At 73.2% G+C, this 15,044-nt stretch carries 16 protein-coding genes; 8 read left to right on the top strand and 8 right to left on the bottom strand.

Features of this window, described 5'->3' with window-relative positions; all coding sequences use genetic code 11:
- Positions 1–39: 39 nt before the first annotated feature.
- Positions 40–810 (top strand): hypothetical protein, encoded by a 771-nt coding sequence (locus tag AC07A4_RS34885; protein ID WP_478606709.1) that lies wholly within the window; start codon positions 40–42, stop codon positions 808–810.
- Here the strand turns inward: AC07A4_RS34885 and AC07A4_RS34880 are convergent.
- The 3 genes from AC07A4_RS34880 to cobT form a co-directional block, all read right to left on the bottom strand.
- Positions 744–1,460, bottom strand: coding sequence for a hypothetical protein (locus AC07A4_RS34880; protein ID WP_478606707.1), 717 nt, complete (start codon positions 1,458–1,460; stop codon positions 744–746). The two genes, AC07A4_RS34885 and AC07A4_RS34880, sit on opposite strands and share 67 nt — an antisense overlap.
- Positions 1,457–3,223: a phosphatidylglycerol lysyltransferase domain-containing protein gene (locus AC07A4_RS34875; protein ID WP_478606705.1), complete on the bottom strand. Its 1,767-nt coding sequence runs from the start codon at positions 3,221–3,223 to the stop codon at positions 1,457–1,459. The genes AC07A4_RS34880 and AC07A4_RS34875 overlap by 4 nt, the downstream gene beginning before the upstream one ends.
- 102 nt (positions 3,224–3,325) lie before the next feature.
- Positions 3,326–4,426, bottom strand: a complete 1,101-nt coding sequence (cobT, locus tag AC07A4_RS34870) for a nicotinate-nucleotide--dimethylbenzimidazole phosphoribosyltransferase (RefSeq protein ID WP_478606703.1) — start codon at positions 4,424–4,426, stop codon at positions 3,326–3,328.
- 213 nt (positions 4,427–4,639) lie between these two features.
- Here cobT and AC07A4_RS34865 point away from each other — a divergent pair, with 213 nt between their 5' ends.
- Entirely contained in the window at positions 4,640–5,461 is an 822-nt protein-coding gene (locus AC07A4_RS34865) for a methyltransferase domain-containing protein (protein WP_478606701.1), read from the top strand.
- A 10-nt stretch (positions 5,462–5,471) separates the two neighbouring features.
- Here AC07A4_RS34865 and AC07A4_RS34860 read toward each other — a convergent pair whose 3' ends face one another.
- Positions 5,472–6,689 carry a bifunctional adenosylcobinamide kinase/adenosylcobinamide-phosphate guanylyltransferase gene (locus AC07A4_RS34860; RefSeq protein ID WP_478606699.1) on the bottom strand — a complete coding sequence of 406 codons (1,218 nt, stop codon included), beginning with the start codon at positions 6,687–6,689 and terminating at the stop codon, positions 5,472–5,474.
- Positions 6,690–6,778: 89 nt separating this feature from the next.
- Here AC07A4_RS34860 and AC07A4_RS34855 point away from each other — a divergent pair, with 89 nt between their 5' ends.
- Entirely contained in the window at positions 6,779–7,003 is a 225-nt protein-coding gene (locus AC07A4_RS34855; protein ID WP_478606697.1) for a hypothetical protein, read from the top strand.
- A gap of 67 nt (positions 7,004–7,070) precedes the next feature.
- On the opposite strand, the gene AC07A4_RS34850 is transcribed toward AC07A4_RS34855, so the two are convergent.
- The 3 genes from AC07A4_RS34850 to AC07A4_RS34840 form a co-directional block, all read right to left on the bottom strand.
- Positions 7,071–8,156: a S1C family serine protease gene (locus tag AC07A4_RS34850; protein WP_478606695.1), complete on the bottom strand. Its 1,086-nt coding sequence runs from the start codon at positions 8,154–8,156 to the stop codon at positions 7,071–7,073.
- Between the two features lie 85 nt (positions 8,157–8,241).
- Positions 8,242–8,934 carry a class I SAM-dependent methyltransferase gene (locus AC07A4_RS34845; protein ID WP_478606776.1) on the bottom strand — a complete coding sequence of 231 codons (693 nt, stop codon included), beginning with the start codon at positions 8,932–8,934 and terminating at the stop codon, positions 8,242–8,244.
- A 53-nt stretch (positions 8,935–8,987) separates the two neighbouring features.
- A complete protein-coding gene (locus tag AC07A4_RS34840) occupies positions 8,988–9,620 on the bottom strand; it encodes a DUF3043 domain-containing protein (protein WP_478606693.1) in 633 nt (210 codons plus the stop codon).
- A gap of 255 nt (positions 9,621–9,875) precedes the next feature.
- Here AC07A4_RS34840 and AC07A4_RS34835 point away from each other — a divergent pair, with 255 nt between their 5' ends.
- From AC07A4_RS34835 to AC07A4_RS34820, 4 genes are all read left to right on the top strand, one after another.
- Positions 9,876–10,667: a PspA/IM30 family protein gene (locus AC07A4_RS34835; RefSeq protein ID WP_478606692.1), complete on the top strand. Its 792-nt coding sequence runs from the start codon at positions 9,876–9,878 to the stop codon at positions 10,665–10,667.
- Positions 10,668–10,694: 27 nt separating this feature from the next.
- Positions 10,695–10,973: a PspA-associated protein PspAA gene (pspAA, locus tag AC07A4_RS34830; protein ID WP_478606689.1), complete on the top strand. Its 279-nt coding sequence runs from the start codon at positions 10,695–10,697 to the stop codon at positions 10,971–10,973.
- A 232-nt stretch (positions 10,974–11,205) separates the two neighbouring features.
- Positions 11,206–12,462 (top strand): sensor histidine kinase, encoded by a 1,257-nt coding sequence (locus AC07A4_RS34825; RefSeq protein ID WP_478606687.1) that lies wholly within the window; start codon positions 11,206–11,208, stop codon positions 12,460–12,462.
- The gene (locus tag AC07A4_RS34820) at positions 12,459–13,139 is read left to right on the top strand and encodes a response regulator (RefSeq protein ID WP_478606684.1); all 681 of its coding nucleotides are present in this window, start codon (positions 12,459–12,461) and stop codon (positions 13,137–13,139) included. Before AC07A4_RS34825 ends, AC07A4_RS34820 begins: the two co-directional genes overlap by 4 nt.
- Before the next feature lie 87 nt (positions 13,140–13,226).
- Here the strand turns inward: AC07A4_RS34820 and nadA are convergent, their stop codons facing one another.
- Entirely contained in the window at positions 13,227–14,432 is a 1,206-nt protein-coding gene (nadA, locus tag AC07A4_RS34815) for a quinolinate synthase NadA (RefSeq protein WP_478606681.1), read from the bottom strand.
- Positions 14,433–14,632: 200 nt separating this feature from the next.
- Between nadA and AC07A4_RS34810 the strand changes: the two genes are divergently transcribed.
- A complete protein-coding gene (locus tag AC07A4_RS34810) occupies positions 14,633–14,989 on the top strand; it encodes an iron-sulfur cluster assembly accessory protein (RefSeq protein ID WP_478606678.1) in 357 nt (118 codons plus the stop codon).
- The last annotated feature ends 55 nt before the right edge of the window (positions 14,990–15,044 follow it).

Raw genomic sequence — 15,044 nt, 5'->3', positions numbered from 1 at the left:
CGCCGGGCGAACGCCGGGCGCGAACCGCAAGATGGGCCCATGGACGGCTGGTGGTACCGGAACGTCGTGGAGCCGGGGAAGCTGCCCCTGCTGCTCGCACTCGTGGCCTTCGTGGGCTGCTTCCTCGTCACGCGCACCATCACCCGGCTCATCCGGGCGGGCAGGGGGCCGTTCCGGAACATCACCACGGGCGACGTGCACGTCCACCACGTCGTGCCGGGCATCTTCCTGATGCTGGTCGGCGGGTTCTGGGCGGTGGCGGCCGGGCGGCACAGCTTCGGCTCGATGTGCGCGGCCGTGATCTTCGGCGTCGGCGCGGGCCTGGTCCTGGACGAGTTCGCGCTGATCCTGCACCTGGACGACGTGTACTGGAGCGAGCAGGGCCGCAAGAGCGTGGAGGTCGTCATCCTCACGGCCGCCCTGGTGGTGCTCATCCTCACCGGCTTCACCCCGTTCGGGGTGAACGAGATCTCGGTGACCGAGCGGCACAACCGCTTCGCGTTCGCCCTGAACATCACCGTGAACTGCGGCTTCGCCCTGGTCGCGATGGTCAAGGGCAAGCTGCGCACGGCCCTGATCGGCATGGTGGTGCCGTTCGTCGCGCTGGTCGGGGCGATCCGTCTGGCCCGGCCGGGTTCGGCCTGGGCGCGGCGGTTCTACCGGAGCAGGCCGCGCCTGCGGGCCCGCGCGACGCTGCGGGCCTTCCGCCACGACCGCCGCTGGACGGCCAAGCGCCGCTGGCTTCAGGACGCCATCGGCGGCCGCCCGGACCCCGTGCCGCCGCGCGGCCGCGACCTCGAGCGCCGGTGACGCGCGCCGCGCAGCGCGCGGTCGGCCGCGCACACCAGGAGCACGCCCGCGATGGCCGCCAGGTGCTCCTTGCCCGCGAGGTTGTTCTTGACGAGGACCTCGATGACCATCAGCGCGATCACCAGGGCCCCGGTGACGTACGCCCGGTAGCGCCAGCACACGAACACCGCGAGGCCGACGACGGCCGCCGAGGGGCCGGTGTCGACGACCCGCGCGTCGGACGCGGGGAGCCCGATCCAGCTGTCGGGGCCGATCGCGATGCCCGCGCGCGCGTAGAGCGTGCCCGCGAGCGTCGCCGCGTACCCGACGACGAGCGTCCGCCACCAGCCGAGGCAGATCTCGGCGATCCCGAACACCAGCAGGATCTGCGCGAGCGCCCCCCACACCGGCAGGTCGAGCGCGGGCACGAACAGCGAAAGGGGCGTGCGCAGCAGGGCGAGCCACAGCGGCTCCTCGGCCCGCACCGAGCCGATGTTCTGGACGAACTGGTAGCCCCAGGACTGGTTCTGCACGTACTGGCAGAGCGCGGTCAGGCAGACGGCGGTGAGCGTCAGCGGGATCGCGCGCCAGCGCCGGGCGGCCAGTGCCGCGCGCACCGTGGAGTACAGCTCGCCCCACTCGGCACGTGCCAGCCGGGACAGGGTCTTCATCTACGGGACTCCAGATGTGTGCGGTGCAGCCATTTCGGCAGGCCCGGCGCTTCCAGGAACCCCTCAGCCCGCGCGGACGCGATGGCGATGCGCGGCAGGTCGCCGCTCTTCTCGAAGAGCAGGAACCGCGGCTCCCAGATGGGCCGGTACTTGGCGTTGGCGCGGTACAGCGACTCGATCTGCCACCACCGGGAGAAGAAGCTGAGCAGCGAGCGCCACAGCCTGAGCACCGGGCCCGCGCCGAGCCGCGAGCCACGCTCGAAGACCGATCTGAACATCGCGAAGTTCAGTGACACCTGCGTGATCTGGATCTCCGCCGCGCGCTGCAGCAGCTCGATGACCATGAACTCCATCAGGCCGTTGTCGGAGTCCCGGTCGCGGCGCATCAGGTCCAGGGAGAGGCCGCCGGGCCCCCAGGGCACGAACGAAAGGAGTGCCCGCAGCTCGCCCTTGTCGTCGGTGCACTCCAGCATCACGCACTGCCCGTCGGCCGGGTCGCCGAGGCGGCCGAGCGCCATGGAGAAGCCGCGCTCGGTGGCGCCGTCGCGCCAGTCGTCGGCGCGCTCAAGGAGGTATGCGAGCTCGTCCTCGGGGATGTCGGCGTGGCGGCGGACGCGCACCTCGTACCCGGCGCGCTTGACGCGGTTGTAGGCCTGGCGGACGGTGCGCATGGCGCGGCCCTCCAGGGTGAACTCGGCGATCTCCACGATGGCCTCGTCACCCAGCTCCAGGGCGTCCAGGCCGTGCCGGGCGTAGATCGTGCCGGCCTCCTCGCTCGCGCCCATCACCGCCGGGGTCCAGCCGTGCGCGCGGGCCTCGGCCAGCCAGGGCTCGATGGCGCCGGGCCAGGCCTCCGGGTCGCCGATCGGGTCGCCGGAGGCGAGCGAGACGCCGCTCAGGACGCGGTAGGCGACGGCGGCCTTGCCGGTCGGCGACCACACGACGCTCTTCTCGCGGCGCAGCGCGAAGTAGCCGAGCGAGTCGCGCTCGCCGTGCCGGTCGAGCAGGGCGCGCAGCCGGGCCTCGTCGTCCTCGGTGAGCGGGTCGACGGCCCTGCGGGAGCGGAAGGCCGCGTACAGGACGGCGATGAGCAGCAGCGTGCTGAGGACGTTGATGGTGACGTTGACCCAGCCGGGCGTGGCGATCCCGGCGAACCGGGTGTCGTCGGCGGCCAGCGACACCAGGCGCATGGTGCCGTAGCGCCAGCGGTCGAGGAACGTCGAGCGGTACTCGTCGTGCGCGTGGTTGGTGACGGTCACCAGGAGCGCGGCGAGCAGCGACGTCACGAGCAGCCCGCCGACGGCGACGGCAGCGGCGAGCTTCGGGTTGGAGCGGTCGCCCTTGGCGTAGAACTCGCGGCGGCCGACGGCGAGCGCGGCCACGAAGCCCGCGGTGAGGACGAGCGAGATCCAGTTCTGCGCGTACTGCCTGATCTCGGGGAACGCCATCGCCACGGCGAACAGGAGCAGGAACAGGCCGCTCAGGACGGAGTTGAGGATCCACGCCGCCCGCTTGCGCCGCCGCATGGTGATCGCGAGGAACGCCGTGAACACTCCGGAGGCGAAGCCCGCGGTGAGCAGGTACGGGGTGAAGAAGTTCTCCGTGTTGTGCCGTCTGAGGTCCTGGCCCAGGGAGACCCAGACGGCGCTGAGGAAGTTGACGAACGCGACCGCGCGCAGGTACCAGACGGCGGCCGCCGCGGCTCTGCGGGACGCCGTGGTGGACGCCTTGCGCTGCTCTTCCTTCGGCCGTTCGTCTCCCATAAGGGGGGATCTTATGGTGTGAAGTGGTGTGATATGGGGCGTGTTGGGGGTGGTGGGGGCAGTCCTCACCCCCTGTCCCTCTCCTAGTGGGCCCGGCGCCCCCTACTCGGCGGGCGGCTCCGCGGCCGCGTCGTCGGACGCCTCGGTGACAGGCGTGGCAGGCGTGACGGGCAGCTCCGCCGAGAGCGCCGCCGCCGACCGCACAAGGGGCACCGCGAGCAGCGCGCCCACGCCCTCGCCGACCTTCACGCCGTGGCCGAGCAGCGGCTCCAGGGCCATCCGGTCAAGGGCCTTCGCCTGCGCGGGCTCCCCGCTGTCGTGCCCGGCGAGCCACCAGTCCGGCGCCCGGAAGGCGACCCGCTGGGCCACGAGCGCCGCCGCGGCGGCCACCACGCCGTCGAGGATCACCGGCGTGCGGCGCACCGCGCTCTGCAGCAGGAAGCCGGTCATGGCCGCGAGGTCGGCGCCGCCCACCGCCGCGAGCAGCTGGAGCTGGTCGCCGAGCACAGGCCGCGCGCGCCGCAGGGAGTCCCGCACGGCCGCGCACTTGCGCATCCAGGCCAGGTCGTCGATCGGCTGCCCGCCGCGCCCGGTGACCACCGAGGCGTCGGTGCCGCACAGCGCCGCGATCAGCGTCGCCGCGGGTGTCGTGCCGCCGACGCTGACGTCGCCGAGCACGACCAGGTCGGTGCCGGAGTCGGCCTCCTCGTCGGCCAGGGCGATGCCCGCGCGCACGGCCCGCTCCGCCTCGTCCTCGGTCAGCGCGTCCTCGATGTCGATGCGCCCGGAGCCGCGCCGCACCCGGTGGCCCGCGACCTCGGCGGGCAGCTCGTCGGGGTCGCAGTCCAGGGCCAGGTCGACGACCCGCACGGGCACGTCGAGGCGGCGCGCGAGCACGGCCGCGGGCGCTTCCCCGGAGAGCACGGCCCGTACGAGGTCGGCGGCGCCGCCCGCGGGCCGCGCCGAGACGCCGAGCTCGGCGATGCCGTGGTCGCCCGCGAACAGCAGGGCCCGGGGCCGCTCGACGGGCTTGACCGGCACGGACGCCTGGGCCGCCGACAGCCACTCGGCGAGCTCGTCCAGGCGGCCGAGCGCGCCGGGCGGCGGGGCCTGGCGCTCCCTGCGCTCCTCGGCGTCGCGGCGCACCCCTCCGTCGGGCCGCTCGATCAGGTCGGTGAAGTCGTCGAGAATCAGCGAGCTCATTCGCCGAACAGTACCGGCGGGCCACGACACACACATGCCTGGCCCCGCGCGTGCCCCCTGGGGGCGGGCGGCAGGGCCGGGGCGCACCGGAGCCGTGGCGTCGTTGCTCTGGCGTGCTTGATCCCATACGTTCCGTTTGTGCCGGATTGTCGTGGCTCCCGGCGGCAGCCGCCCCGGCACCGGAAGCGCCGTCCCCGCCCCCAGGAGCACGCCATGGACCCCGCCGCACTGGCCGCCGCGCCCCGCCCCGCGCCCACCGATGCCCCCACGGCGCCAGCGGCCCCCGCGCCGCCCGACGCCCCCGCCAGCGACCGCGTCGAGCGGATCCTCGGCAGCCGGTACGCCGCCCGGCGCCACCGGGCCACCGCCCGCGCCCTCGCGCGGCACCTGGAACCCGAGAGCTGGCTCGACGTCGGCACCGGCGGCGGGGGCCTTCCCGCCGCCGCCAGGGACGTCCTGCCGTACACCGCGTACGACGGGACCGACACGGGCGCGGCCGTCGAGGACGCCCGCGCGGCGGGGCACATCGAAGAAGCCCACCGGGGGAGCCTCACCGCCCTCGCGCCCCGGCTCGCGGGGCGCTACGACGCGGTCAGCCTGGTCCACCAGCTGGAGCGCGCCGCCGACCCCGGCGCCGCGCTCGCCGCCGCGCACGCCGTCCTGCGGCCCGGGGGCCACCTCCTGATCGAGGCCGCCGACCCCGAGTGCCGCGCGGCCGCCCTGCTCGGGCCCTGGTGGGTGGCGCACCCGCACCGCCCGCGCCTGCTGCCGCTCGCCCGCCTGCGCCGCGCCCTCGACGAGCTCGGCTTCACCGTCGTGGACGTGGAGCGCCGCACCACGCACCTCCCGTACGACCTGGCCGGTGCCGTCGTCCTCGCCCTGCACCGCTGTGGACCGCAGGTCGCGCGCTCCCGCGCGGCGGCGCCCCTGGTGCTCGCGGCCCGCGCCCTCGACCACGCGCTGGCGCCGCTGCTCGTGCGCACCGGCTTCGCCAACACCTACCGCGTCATCGCCCGCCGCGAGGCCGACGCCTGACGGACGGTCGTCAGCCGCGCAGCGGCAGCGCCTGCCCCGCCACCACCAGCAGCACGTGCTCGCACTCCGCGGCGAACGCCGCGTTCAGACGGCCCAGTTCGTCGCGGTAGCGGCGGCCGGACGCGGTCGCGGGCACGATGCCGGAGCCGACCTCGTTCGAGACCGCGACCACGGTGCGGCGCGTGGCCCGCACCGCGGCCGTGAGCTCCGCGACCCGCTCGCGCAGCGCCCGCTCCCCGCCGCCCGCCCACTCGGCGTCGTCCCACGCGTTCACCTCGTCCATCGCCTGCGTCAGCCACAGCGACAGACAGTCGACGAGCAGCGGTGCCCCGTCGGCCCCGGACTCGGCGAGCAGCGGCACCAGGTCGCAGGTCTCGGTGGTCCGCCAGGAGCCGGGCCGCCGCTCGCGGTGCGCCCGCACCCGCTCCGCCCACTCGGTGTCGCCGCCGCGCAGCCCGCCCGTGGCGACGTACAGCACGTCGGGAAAGGCCTCCAGGCGCCGCTCGGCCTCCACCGACTTGCCCGAGCGCGCGCCCCCGAGGACCAGCGTCCTGCGCGGCACGTCCGGCACGGCCTCGTACGCGCCGACCTCCAGCGTCGTGCCGTCCGGCACCGCCCGCGCCCCGGCCGCCGCGAGCCTGCGCGCCAGCTCCGGGCCCGGCGGCACCTCGTGCCCGACGTGGACGGCGATCACGTCCGTGGTCGGTCCCACGGCCCCGGCCGCCCGCAGCCGCGCCAGGCCGTCGGGGCGGCCCGCCACATCGGCGAGGACCATCTCGTACGCGGCCGTCACGGCCAGCTCGCCGTTGACCCCGGCGGGCGCGCAGCCCGGCGGCAGGTACAGCAGCCGCTCGCCGTCGGGGCCCGTCACCTCGTAGCCGGTGCCGGGCGCGTCCATCGCCACCGCCCGCACCCGGTGCCCGGTCAGGAGGGCCAGCTCACGGCCGTCCGGCACCCGGCCCGGCTGCGGAAGGCCGGCCGGGACCTCGACCGCGGGCCCGTCGTGCGGGTGCGAGAGCAGCACCTGGCGCACCCCGCCGAGCGAGTGCCCGGAGCGGGCCGCGGCGAACGCGGCGCCCGGCGTCAGGTCGAGCAGCAGCACGCCGTCGACCAGGAGCGCCGTCGCCGCCCGCGCCTGGTCGCCGAGCGCGGTCGCGCACGCGGCGCAGGGACAGCCGGGGCGGGGCAGCCCCTCGGGGGCTCCGGTGCCGAGCAGAGTCAGTTCCACAGGAAGATCCTCCCGCGTCGCCCCCGGCGCCGCGCGCCCGGCTAGGCTTCAAGCGGCTTCAGGACACCACTGGACCTTGGGAGGCTCACATGGCGGCATGGACGTGGCGGTTCGAGAAGGCGGACGGGACGGAGGTCCAGCCCGCCGTGCAGCCGGAGGAGTTCACCACTCAGGGAGACGCGGAGACCTGGCTCGGCGAACACTGGAAGGACCTCGCCGAAGGCGGCGCGGACCAGGTGAGGCTCTTCGAGGACAGCACGGAGATCTACGGCCCGATGAGCCTGCACGCGCAGGACGCGGCGCCGCGGGGCTGACACGCGCGGACGCCACGGACACACGGGGAGGCGGGGCCACCGGCCCCGCCTCCCTTCGCTGTGCCGCTCACATCTCCCCGAGCGTGACCTCGGCCGTCCGCTCGGCGCCGTCGCGCTGGTACGTCACCCGCAGCTTCTCGCCCGGCTCGTCCCCGGCCAGCGCCTCCGCCAGCGAGGTGACCGTGGTGATCTCGTCCTCGCCGAGCGCGGTGATGATGTCCCCGGCCCGCAGGCCCGCCTCGGCCGCGGCGCCGCCGTCCTTCACCTCGACCACCGCCACGCCCGCGGGCCGGTAGTCGTCGCCGAGCACCGTCCGCGCGCTGACGCCGAGCGCGGCCCGGCCCGAGTCGGTGACCTTGCCGCTCTTCACGATCTGGCCGGCCACCGTGCGCACCATCGACGCGGGGATCGCGAAGCCGATGCCGGGGGCCGCGCCGTCGCCCAGGTCCGGGTCGGTGGCGGCGAGCGTCGGAATGCCGATGACGTCCCCGTCGAGGTTCACCAGGGCGCCGCCGCTGTTGCCCGGGTTGATCGCGGCGGACGTCTGCACCATGTTCCCGATGGTCGCGCCGGTGCCGCCGCCGGAGCGGCCCTCGCTGACCGTGCGGCCGGTCGCCGAGACGATGCCCTGCGTGACGCTGGAGGAGAGCCCGAGCGGCGAGCCCATCGCGAGGACGATCTGGCCGACCTCGACCTTCGACGAGTCGCCGAACGCCGCGGCCTTCAGCCCCTTGGGCACCTTGTCGAGCTTGATGACGGCGAGGTCCTGCTCCGGGTACGCGGACACCAGCGTGGCCCCGAGCGGCTGCTCACCGGTGGCGGTGGTGACCTCGAAGGTCCGCTCCTTGCCCACGACGTGGGCGTTGGTGACGATGTGCCCCTTGTCGTCGTAGACCACGCCGGAGCCGAGGCTGTCGGAGGCGTCGATCTGCACGACGGACGGGAGCGCGTCCTTGATCACCTTCAGGTAGTCGTCCTGGAGGTCGTTCGCCGCGGCGGGGGCGGCCTGAGTGGTCGACTGCGCCAGTTTCGAGGCCTTCGACGCCTTCGACGGCTTCGTCTGCTTCGCGGGTGCACCGTCACCGCCGCCGGAACACCCGGCGACCAGTCCGGCCACGGCCAGCACGACGACGAAACGCGGGGCTGTTCTCATACCCCCCGAGTCTTGTGCCCACCCGGCGCGGCGGCTTGTTATGCGCCCCCGAACAGGGCACCCGCCCCGGCGGGGCGCCGGGAGATCAGTCCCGGCCCCCGCACACGTGCAGCAGCGAGGCGACCGTCCGATAGGGGTCGGTGCGCCCGGCGCGCCCCTCGGCGGCGAGGAGAGCCTCGACACCGGCCGCGTCCCCGGGCACCGCGTCACCGAAGACACGCACCCCGTACCAGGCCCGCAGCGGCGCCGCGATCCCCGCGAGCGCCCCGGTGACGGCGTCGAGCCGGTGCGCCCGTGCCTCACCGCCGCGGCCGTCCCCGTATGTGTCGGTGCCGAACGAGGCGAGCGCCCCGGCCCAGTCCCCGCGCAGCCCGGGCGCCATCGCGAGCGCGTCCGCGTTCCGTACGACGAGGGAGAGGAGCCCGCCGGGCGCGAGCACCCGGCCGAGCCCGGCGAGCACGGCGTCCGGCTCCTCCACGTACATCAGCACGCCGTGGCAGAGCACGACGTCGAAGCTGCCGGGCAGGAAGTGCACGCCCGTGTCGCGCCCGTCGCCCTCGACGATCCGCATCCGCGACCGGATGCCCTCCGGCTCCGCGGCCGCGGCGGCCCGCGCGGCGGCGAGTCCTTCGGCGTCCCGCTCGACGCCCGTCACCTCGTGCCCGGCACGGGCGAGCCGCAGCGCCTGCGTCCCGCGCCCCATGCCGACGTCGAGCACCCGCAGCCGCCGCCCCACGGGGAAGCGCGCCGCGATCTGCTCGTCGAGCTGCCGGGCCACCAGTTCCTGGCGCACGGCCTCACGCGGATCAGGGCCGTGGCCCTGAACCTGGCTCAGGGCCGCTCTCCGCGCTTGACCTGCGGCTTCGGCAGCCGCAGTCGACGCATCTGCAGCGAACGCATCAGGGCGTACGCCACGGCGCCCTTCCTGCGCTCGTCGGGGAAGCGCTCGGCGAGGCGCTTCTTGAGGCGGAAGCCGGTCACGATGGAGTCGAGCACGATCAGGACGATCACGACGAGCCACAGCAGCAGCGCGATGTTCTGCAGCGGCCCGACGCGGACCAGGCTCAGCACGAGGATGAGCACCGCCATCGGCAGGAAGAACTCGGCGACGCAGAAGCGCGAGTCCACGAAGTCGCGGGCGTACTTGCGCACCGGGCCCTTGTCCCTGGCGGGCAGGAACCGCTCGTCGCCACTGGCAAGGGCCTGGCGCTGCTTCTCCATGTTGGCGCGGCGCTCTGCACGCTGGCGCTGGGCGGCCTCCTTGCGCGTCGTCGGCGTGTTCATCACGCTGCGGCGCTGCGACTGGGCCACGGCACGCTTCGGCGTGGGGCGGCCCTTGGGGGCCTGCGGGTTTCGGGACTGTGAGGACTCGCTGTCGGTCACCGGCGCCTTGGCGGCCGGGGCCTTCTCGTCCTTGGATCGGCTACGGAACACAAAAGCCAAGGGTACGGGGTGCCAGGGCATGGACCCCCGTCGCATGGGGAACGATCCCGCAACACCGGGCGTCTTGATGGTGTGGCCGAAAGCCCAAGGAGCCCTCCTCTGGCGGTTCCCAGGGGCGCACCTACTCCTTGCGCCGGAGGTGCGGGCGGTGCAGTCGTCCTTGGGGATGAGCGCATCCGCTCGCGAACAGTGCGGTAATGGATACAGACCCCGTACCGTGGGTTCTGTTGCAGTGGCTGGAGCCGGAAGTCCGTCAGAAGGGGGCGCGCGAAGCCCATGAGCGGTGTCATGAAGCGTATGGGGATGATCTTCCGCGCGAAGGCGAACAAGGCCCTTGACCGGGCCGAGGACCCGCGCGAGACCCTCGATTACTCCTACCAGAAGCAGCTGGAGCTGCTGCAGAAGGTGCGCCGCGGCGTCGCCGACGTGGCGACCTCCCGCAAGCGCCTCGAACTGCAGCTCAACCAGCTCCAGAAGCAGTCCTCCACCCTTGAGGACCAGGGCCGCAAGGCGCTCGCGCTCGGCCGCGAGGACCTGGCCCGGGAGGCGCTCTCCCGCCGCGCGGCGCTCCAGCAGCAGGTCAGCGACCTGGAGACGCAGCACCAGACGCTTCAGGGCGAGGAGGAGAAGCTCACCCTGGCGGCCCAGCGCCTGCAGGCCAAGGTCGACGCGTTCCGCACCCGCAAGGAGACCCTCAAGGCCACGTACACCGCGGCCGAGGCCCAGACCCGCATCGGCGAGGCCTTCTCCGGCATCTCCGAGGAGATGGGCGACGTCGGCATGGCGATCCAGCGCGCCGAGGACAAGACGGCCCAGCTCCAGGCCCGCGCCGGCGCGATCGACGAGCTGCTCGCCTCGGGCGCCCTCGACGACTCCTCCGGCCTCGCCAAGGACGACATCCAGTCCGAGCTCGACCGGCTCTCCGGTGGTACAGATGTAGAGCTGGAGCTGCAGCGCATGAAGGCCGAGCTGGCCGGCGGCTCCAGCACGTCGAAGCCGGCCATCGAGGGCGGCCAGGGCCAGTCCCAGGCGCAGTCGAAGGACGTCACGCGCTTCGACAAGCAGTAGCCACCGCTCACGTCCGAGGAGGGCGTCATGATCGTCAGGATCATGGGGGAGGGGCAGGTGAAGCTGGCCGACAGCCACTTCGCCGAACTGAACAAGCTGGACGACGAACTCCTTGAAGAGATGGAGGGCGGCGACGAGGCCGGGTTCCGGCGCACGCTGCACGCCCTCCTCGACAAGGTCCGCGAGCTGGGGGAGCCCCTCCCCGACGACGCGCTCGAACCCTCCGAACTCATCCTTCCGGCACCGGACGCGACCCTCGCGGAGGTCCGCGCCATGCTCTCCGACGACGGCCTCATCCCCGGCTGACGCCTGGGGCGGCCCTTTCCTGGGCGCGTTCTTCGCCGTCGCCGCTGTGGGCAGCTGGTCCGCCCAGAGGGCGAGGGGGGTACCCCCTGCTCGAGCGAAGCCGAGAGCTTGGGGGAGGGTGGGCACAGCCGACAGCCGTCGGGGCACCGGGAAACTCAGGGACGCGTCAACCTCCGGCTCCCCAACCCCCCATTCCGTTCCCCCCGCTGGAAGCGCCCCGTACCGTTTAGGCGTGACCAACTTCGAACGGTGCCGTGGCTGGGCCAGAACGCACCCGTTGGCCGTCGACGCGATCCTCTCCGCCGCCGCCCTCATCTGCATGGTCATCGGTTCCTTCGCCGAGCCCTACCGCGGGGAGGGCTCGGCCTGGAACGTGCACGCCCCGGGCGGCCTGAGCCTGACGCTCATGACGGGGGGCGCCGCCACCCTGATCTTCCGGCGCCGCTCGCCCTGGGCGGTGCTCGCCGTCACCGGCGCGCTCTCCCTGGTGGAGCTCGTGTCCACAGGGCCGCGCGCCCCGGTCGTCATGTGCGCCGTCATCGCCCTGTACACCGTGGCGGCCACCACCAACCGCCCCACCACCTGGCGCATCGGCCTGGTCACCATGTTCGCGCTCACCGGGGTCGCCATGCTCGCGGGGCCCCTGCCCTGGTACGCGCAGGAAAACCTCGGCATCTTCGCCTGGACCGGCATGGCCGCCGCCGCGGGCGACGCCGTGCGCAGCCGCCGCGCCTTCGTCGACGCCATACGCGAGCGCGCGGAGCGGGCCGAGCGCACCCGCGAGGAGGAGGCAAGGCGCCGCGTCGCGGAGGAGCGCCTGCGCATCGCCCGCGATCTGCACGACGTCGTCGCCCACCACATCGCCCTGGTCAACGTGCAGGCCGGAGTCGCCGCGCACGTCATGGACAAGCGGCCCGACCAGGCCAAGGAGGCCCTCGCCCACGTCCGCGACGCCAGCCGCTCCGCGCTCGGCGAGCTGCGCGCCACCGTCGGGCTGCTGCGTCAGACCGGCGACCCGGAGGCCCCCACGGAGCCCGCGCCGGGCCTCGGCCGCCTCGACGACCTCGTGGACACCTTCCGGCACGCGGGCCTGCGGGTGGAGGTGGCCCGCGGCGACGCCGGGCCGACCCCGCCCGCCGCCGTCGACCTGGCGGCGTACCGCATCATCCAGGAGGCGCTGACCAATGTGCAGAAGCACGCGGGTGAGCACGCCAAGGCGGAGGTCAGCGTGGTCCGCGTGGGCTCCCATCTGGAGGTCACGGTGCTCGACGACGGGGCCGGGGACGACGCGCAGCCCGTGGACGACCCCGACCGGGGCGGCGGCCACGGCCTCATCGGCATGCGCGAGCGGGTCAGCGCGCTCGGCGGGCGGTGCAGCGTCGGACCCCGCTACGGCGGCGGCTTCCGCGTCCATGCGATCCTGCCGGTCACGACAGCGAAACAGGGCGGCCGGGAGCACAGCCCGGCCAGGGGAGGGACGACCGCGTGACGATCCGGGTGCTGCTCGCCGACGACCAGGCGCTGTTGCGCAGCGCGTTCAAGGTCCTCGTCGACTCCGAGCCCGACATGGAGGTCGTCGGCGAGGCCTCCGACGGCGCCCAGGCGGTGCGGCTCGCCAAGGCCGAGTCGGCGGACGTCGTCCTGATGGACATCCGCATGCCCGGCACGGACGGGCTCGCCGCCACCCGCATGATCAGCGACGATCCGGCCCTGTCCCATGTGCGCGTGGTCATGCTGACGACCTTCGAGGTCGACGAGTACGTGGTGCAGTCCCTGCGCGCCGGGGCGTCCGGCTTCCTCGGCAAGGGCGCCGAGCCCGACGAACTCCTCGGCGCGATCCGGATCGCGGCCGCGGGCGAGGCGCTCCTCTCGCCCACGGCGACCAAGGGGCTCATCGCCAAGTTCCTCGCGCAGAGCGACGGTTCGGCCGAGGACGCGCCCGCCCGCGGCGAGCGGCTCGGCGCGCTCACCGGCCGCGAGCGCGAGGTCCTGGTCCAGGTGGCGGGCGGCCTGTCCAACGACGAGATCGCCGAGCGCCTGGAGGTCAGCCCGCTCACCGTGAAGACCCATGTGAACCGGGCGATGGCCAAGCTGGGCGCCCGCGACCGCGCCCAACTCGTCGTCATCGCCTACGAGTCGGGACTCGTGCGCCCGCGCGGCGACTGAGGCCGGGCTGCGGCCACCGCGCCGCCGGAGCACGTGTAAGGGGCGTCCGCCGTGGCGGACGCCCCTTACACGTGGTGAGATGCCCGCTTACGGCAGCGCCAGCATCCGCTCAAGCGCGAGCTTCGCGAACTGCTCGGTCTCGCGGTCGACCTCGATGCGGTTGACGAGCTTGCCCTCGGCCAGGGACTCCAGGGCCCACACCAGGTGCGGCAGGTCGATGCGGTTCATGGTGGAGCAGAAGCAGACCGTCTTGTCGAGGAAGACGATCTCCTTGCCCTCGGGGGCGAAGCGGTTGGCGAGGCGGCGGACCAGGTTCAGCTCGGTGCCGATGGCCCACTTGGAGCCCGCGGGCGCCGCCTCCAGGGTCTTGATGATGTGCTCGGTGGAGCCGACGTAGTCCGCGGCCGCCACGACCTCGTGCTTGCACTCGGGGTGCACGAGCACGTTCACGCCGGGTATGCGGGCCCGTACGTCCTCGACCGACTCCAGCGAGAAGCGGCCGTGCACCGAGCAGTGGCCGCGCCACAGGATCATCTTCGCGTCGCGCAGCTGCTCGGCGGTCAGGCCGCCGTTCGGCTTGTGCGGGTTGTAGACGACGCAGTCCTCCAGGGACATGCCCATGTCGCGGACGGCGGTGTTGCGGCCCAGGTGCTGGTCCGGCAGGAACAGGACCTTCTCGGCCTGCTCGAAGGCCCACTCAAGGGCCCGCTTGGCGTTGGACGACGTGCAGATGGTGCCGCCGTGCTTCCCCGTGAAGGCCTTGATGTCCGCGGAGGAGTTCATGTACGAGACGGGCACGACCCGTTCGGCGATCCCGGCCTCGGTCAGGACGTCCCAGCACTCCGCGACCTGCTCGGCGGTGGCCATGTCGGCCATCGAGCAGCCTGCCGCCAGGTCCGGCAGGACGACCTTCTGGTCGTCGGTCGTCAGGATGTCCGCGGACTCGGCCATGAAGTGCACACCGCAGAAGACGATGTACTCGGCGTCGGGCCGCGCGGCCGCGTCCTTGGCGAGCTTGAAGGAGTCGCCGGTGACGTCCGCGAACTGGATGACCTCGTCGCGCTGGTAGTGGTGGCCGAGCACGAAGACCTTGTCGCCGAGCTTCTCCTTGGCGGCGCGGGCGCGCTCCACCAGGTCGGGGTCCGACGGCGAGGGCAGGTCACCGGGGCACTCCACGCCGCGCTCGCTCCTCGGGTCGGCCTCGCGGCCGAGCAGCAGGAGGGCGAGCGGGGTCGGCTGGACGCCGAGGTCCACGGGGGCCGCGGGGGATTGGGCGGTGGTCACGTCACGCACCCTTTCTTTTCTGCAGACGATGCCTTTTCGTCTATTTGACGTTATCTATCATAACCGCTTCACGTCAGTTTGACGATGGCCATAGTGTCGATGTGACGCATCCCCCGTGCGGCCCCGTGTGCGAGCATGGGAATGAATACGCGGCCCCGCCGGTTGCAACCGTCGGCAAGCAGTCTCCGTACAACCCGGGAGAGATGTAGATGTCCGTATCGGACGAGACCAGCACCGTCACCGACGGCATCATCCTGACCGACGCCGCCGCGGCCAAGGTCAAGGCCCTGCTCGACCAGGAAGGCCGTGAGGACCTGGCGCTGCGCGTCGCCGTCCAGCCGGGCGGCTGCTCGGGCCTGCGCTACCAGCTCTTCTTCGACGAGCGCTCGCTCGACGGCGACGTCCTCAAGGAGTTCGGCAGTGTGAAGGTCGTCACCGACCGCATGAGCGCTCCGTACCTGGGCGGCGCCTCCATCGACTTCGTCGACACCATCGAGAAGCAGGGCTTCACGATCGACAACCCGAACGCCACGGGTTCCTGCGCCTGCGGCGACTCCTTCAGCTAAACCGTACGGATTCAGCCGAACCGTACGGGTTCAGCCGAACCGCACGGATTCGGCT

Source organism: Streptomyces sp. NPDC043996 (assembly GCF_056435225.1).
Note: the sequence above shows the minus strand (reverse complement) of the source record. Positions and strands in the feature narration are given on the sequence as shown.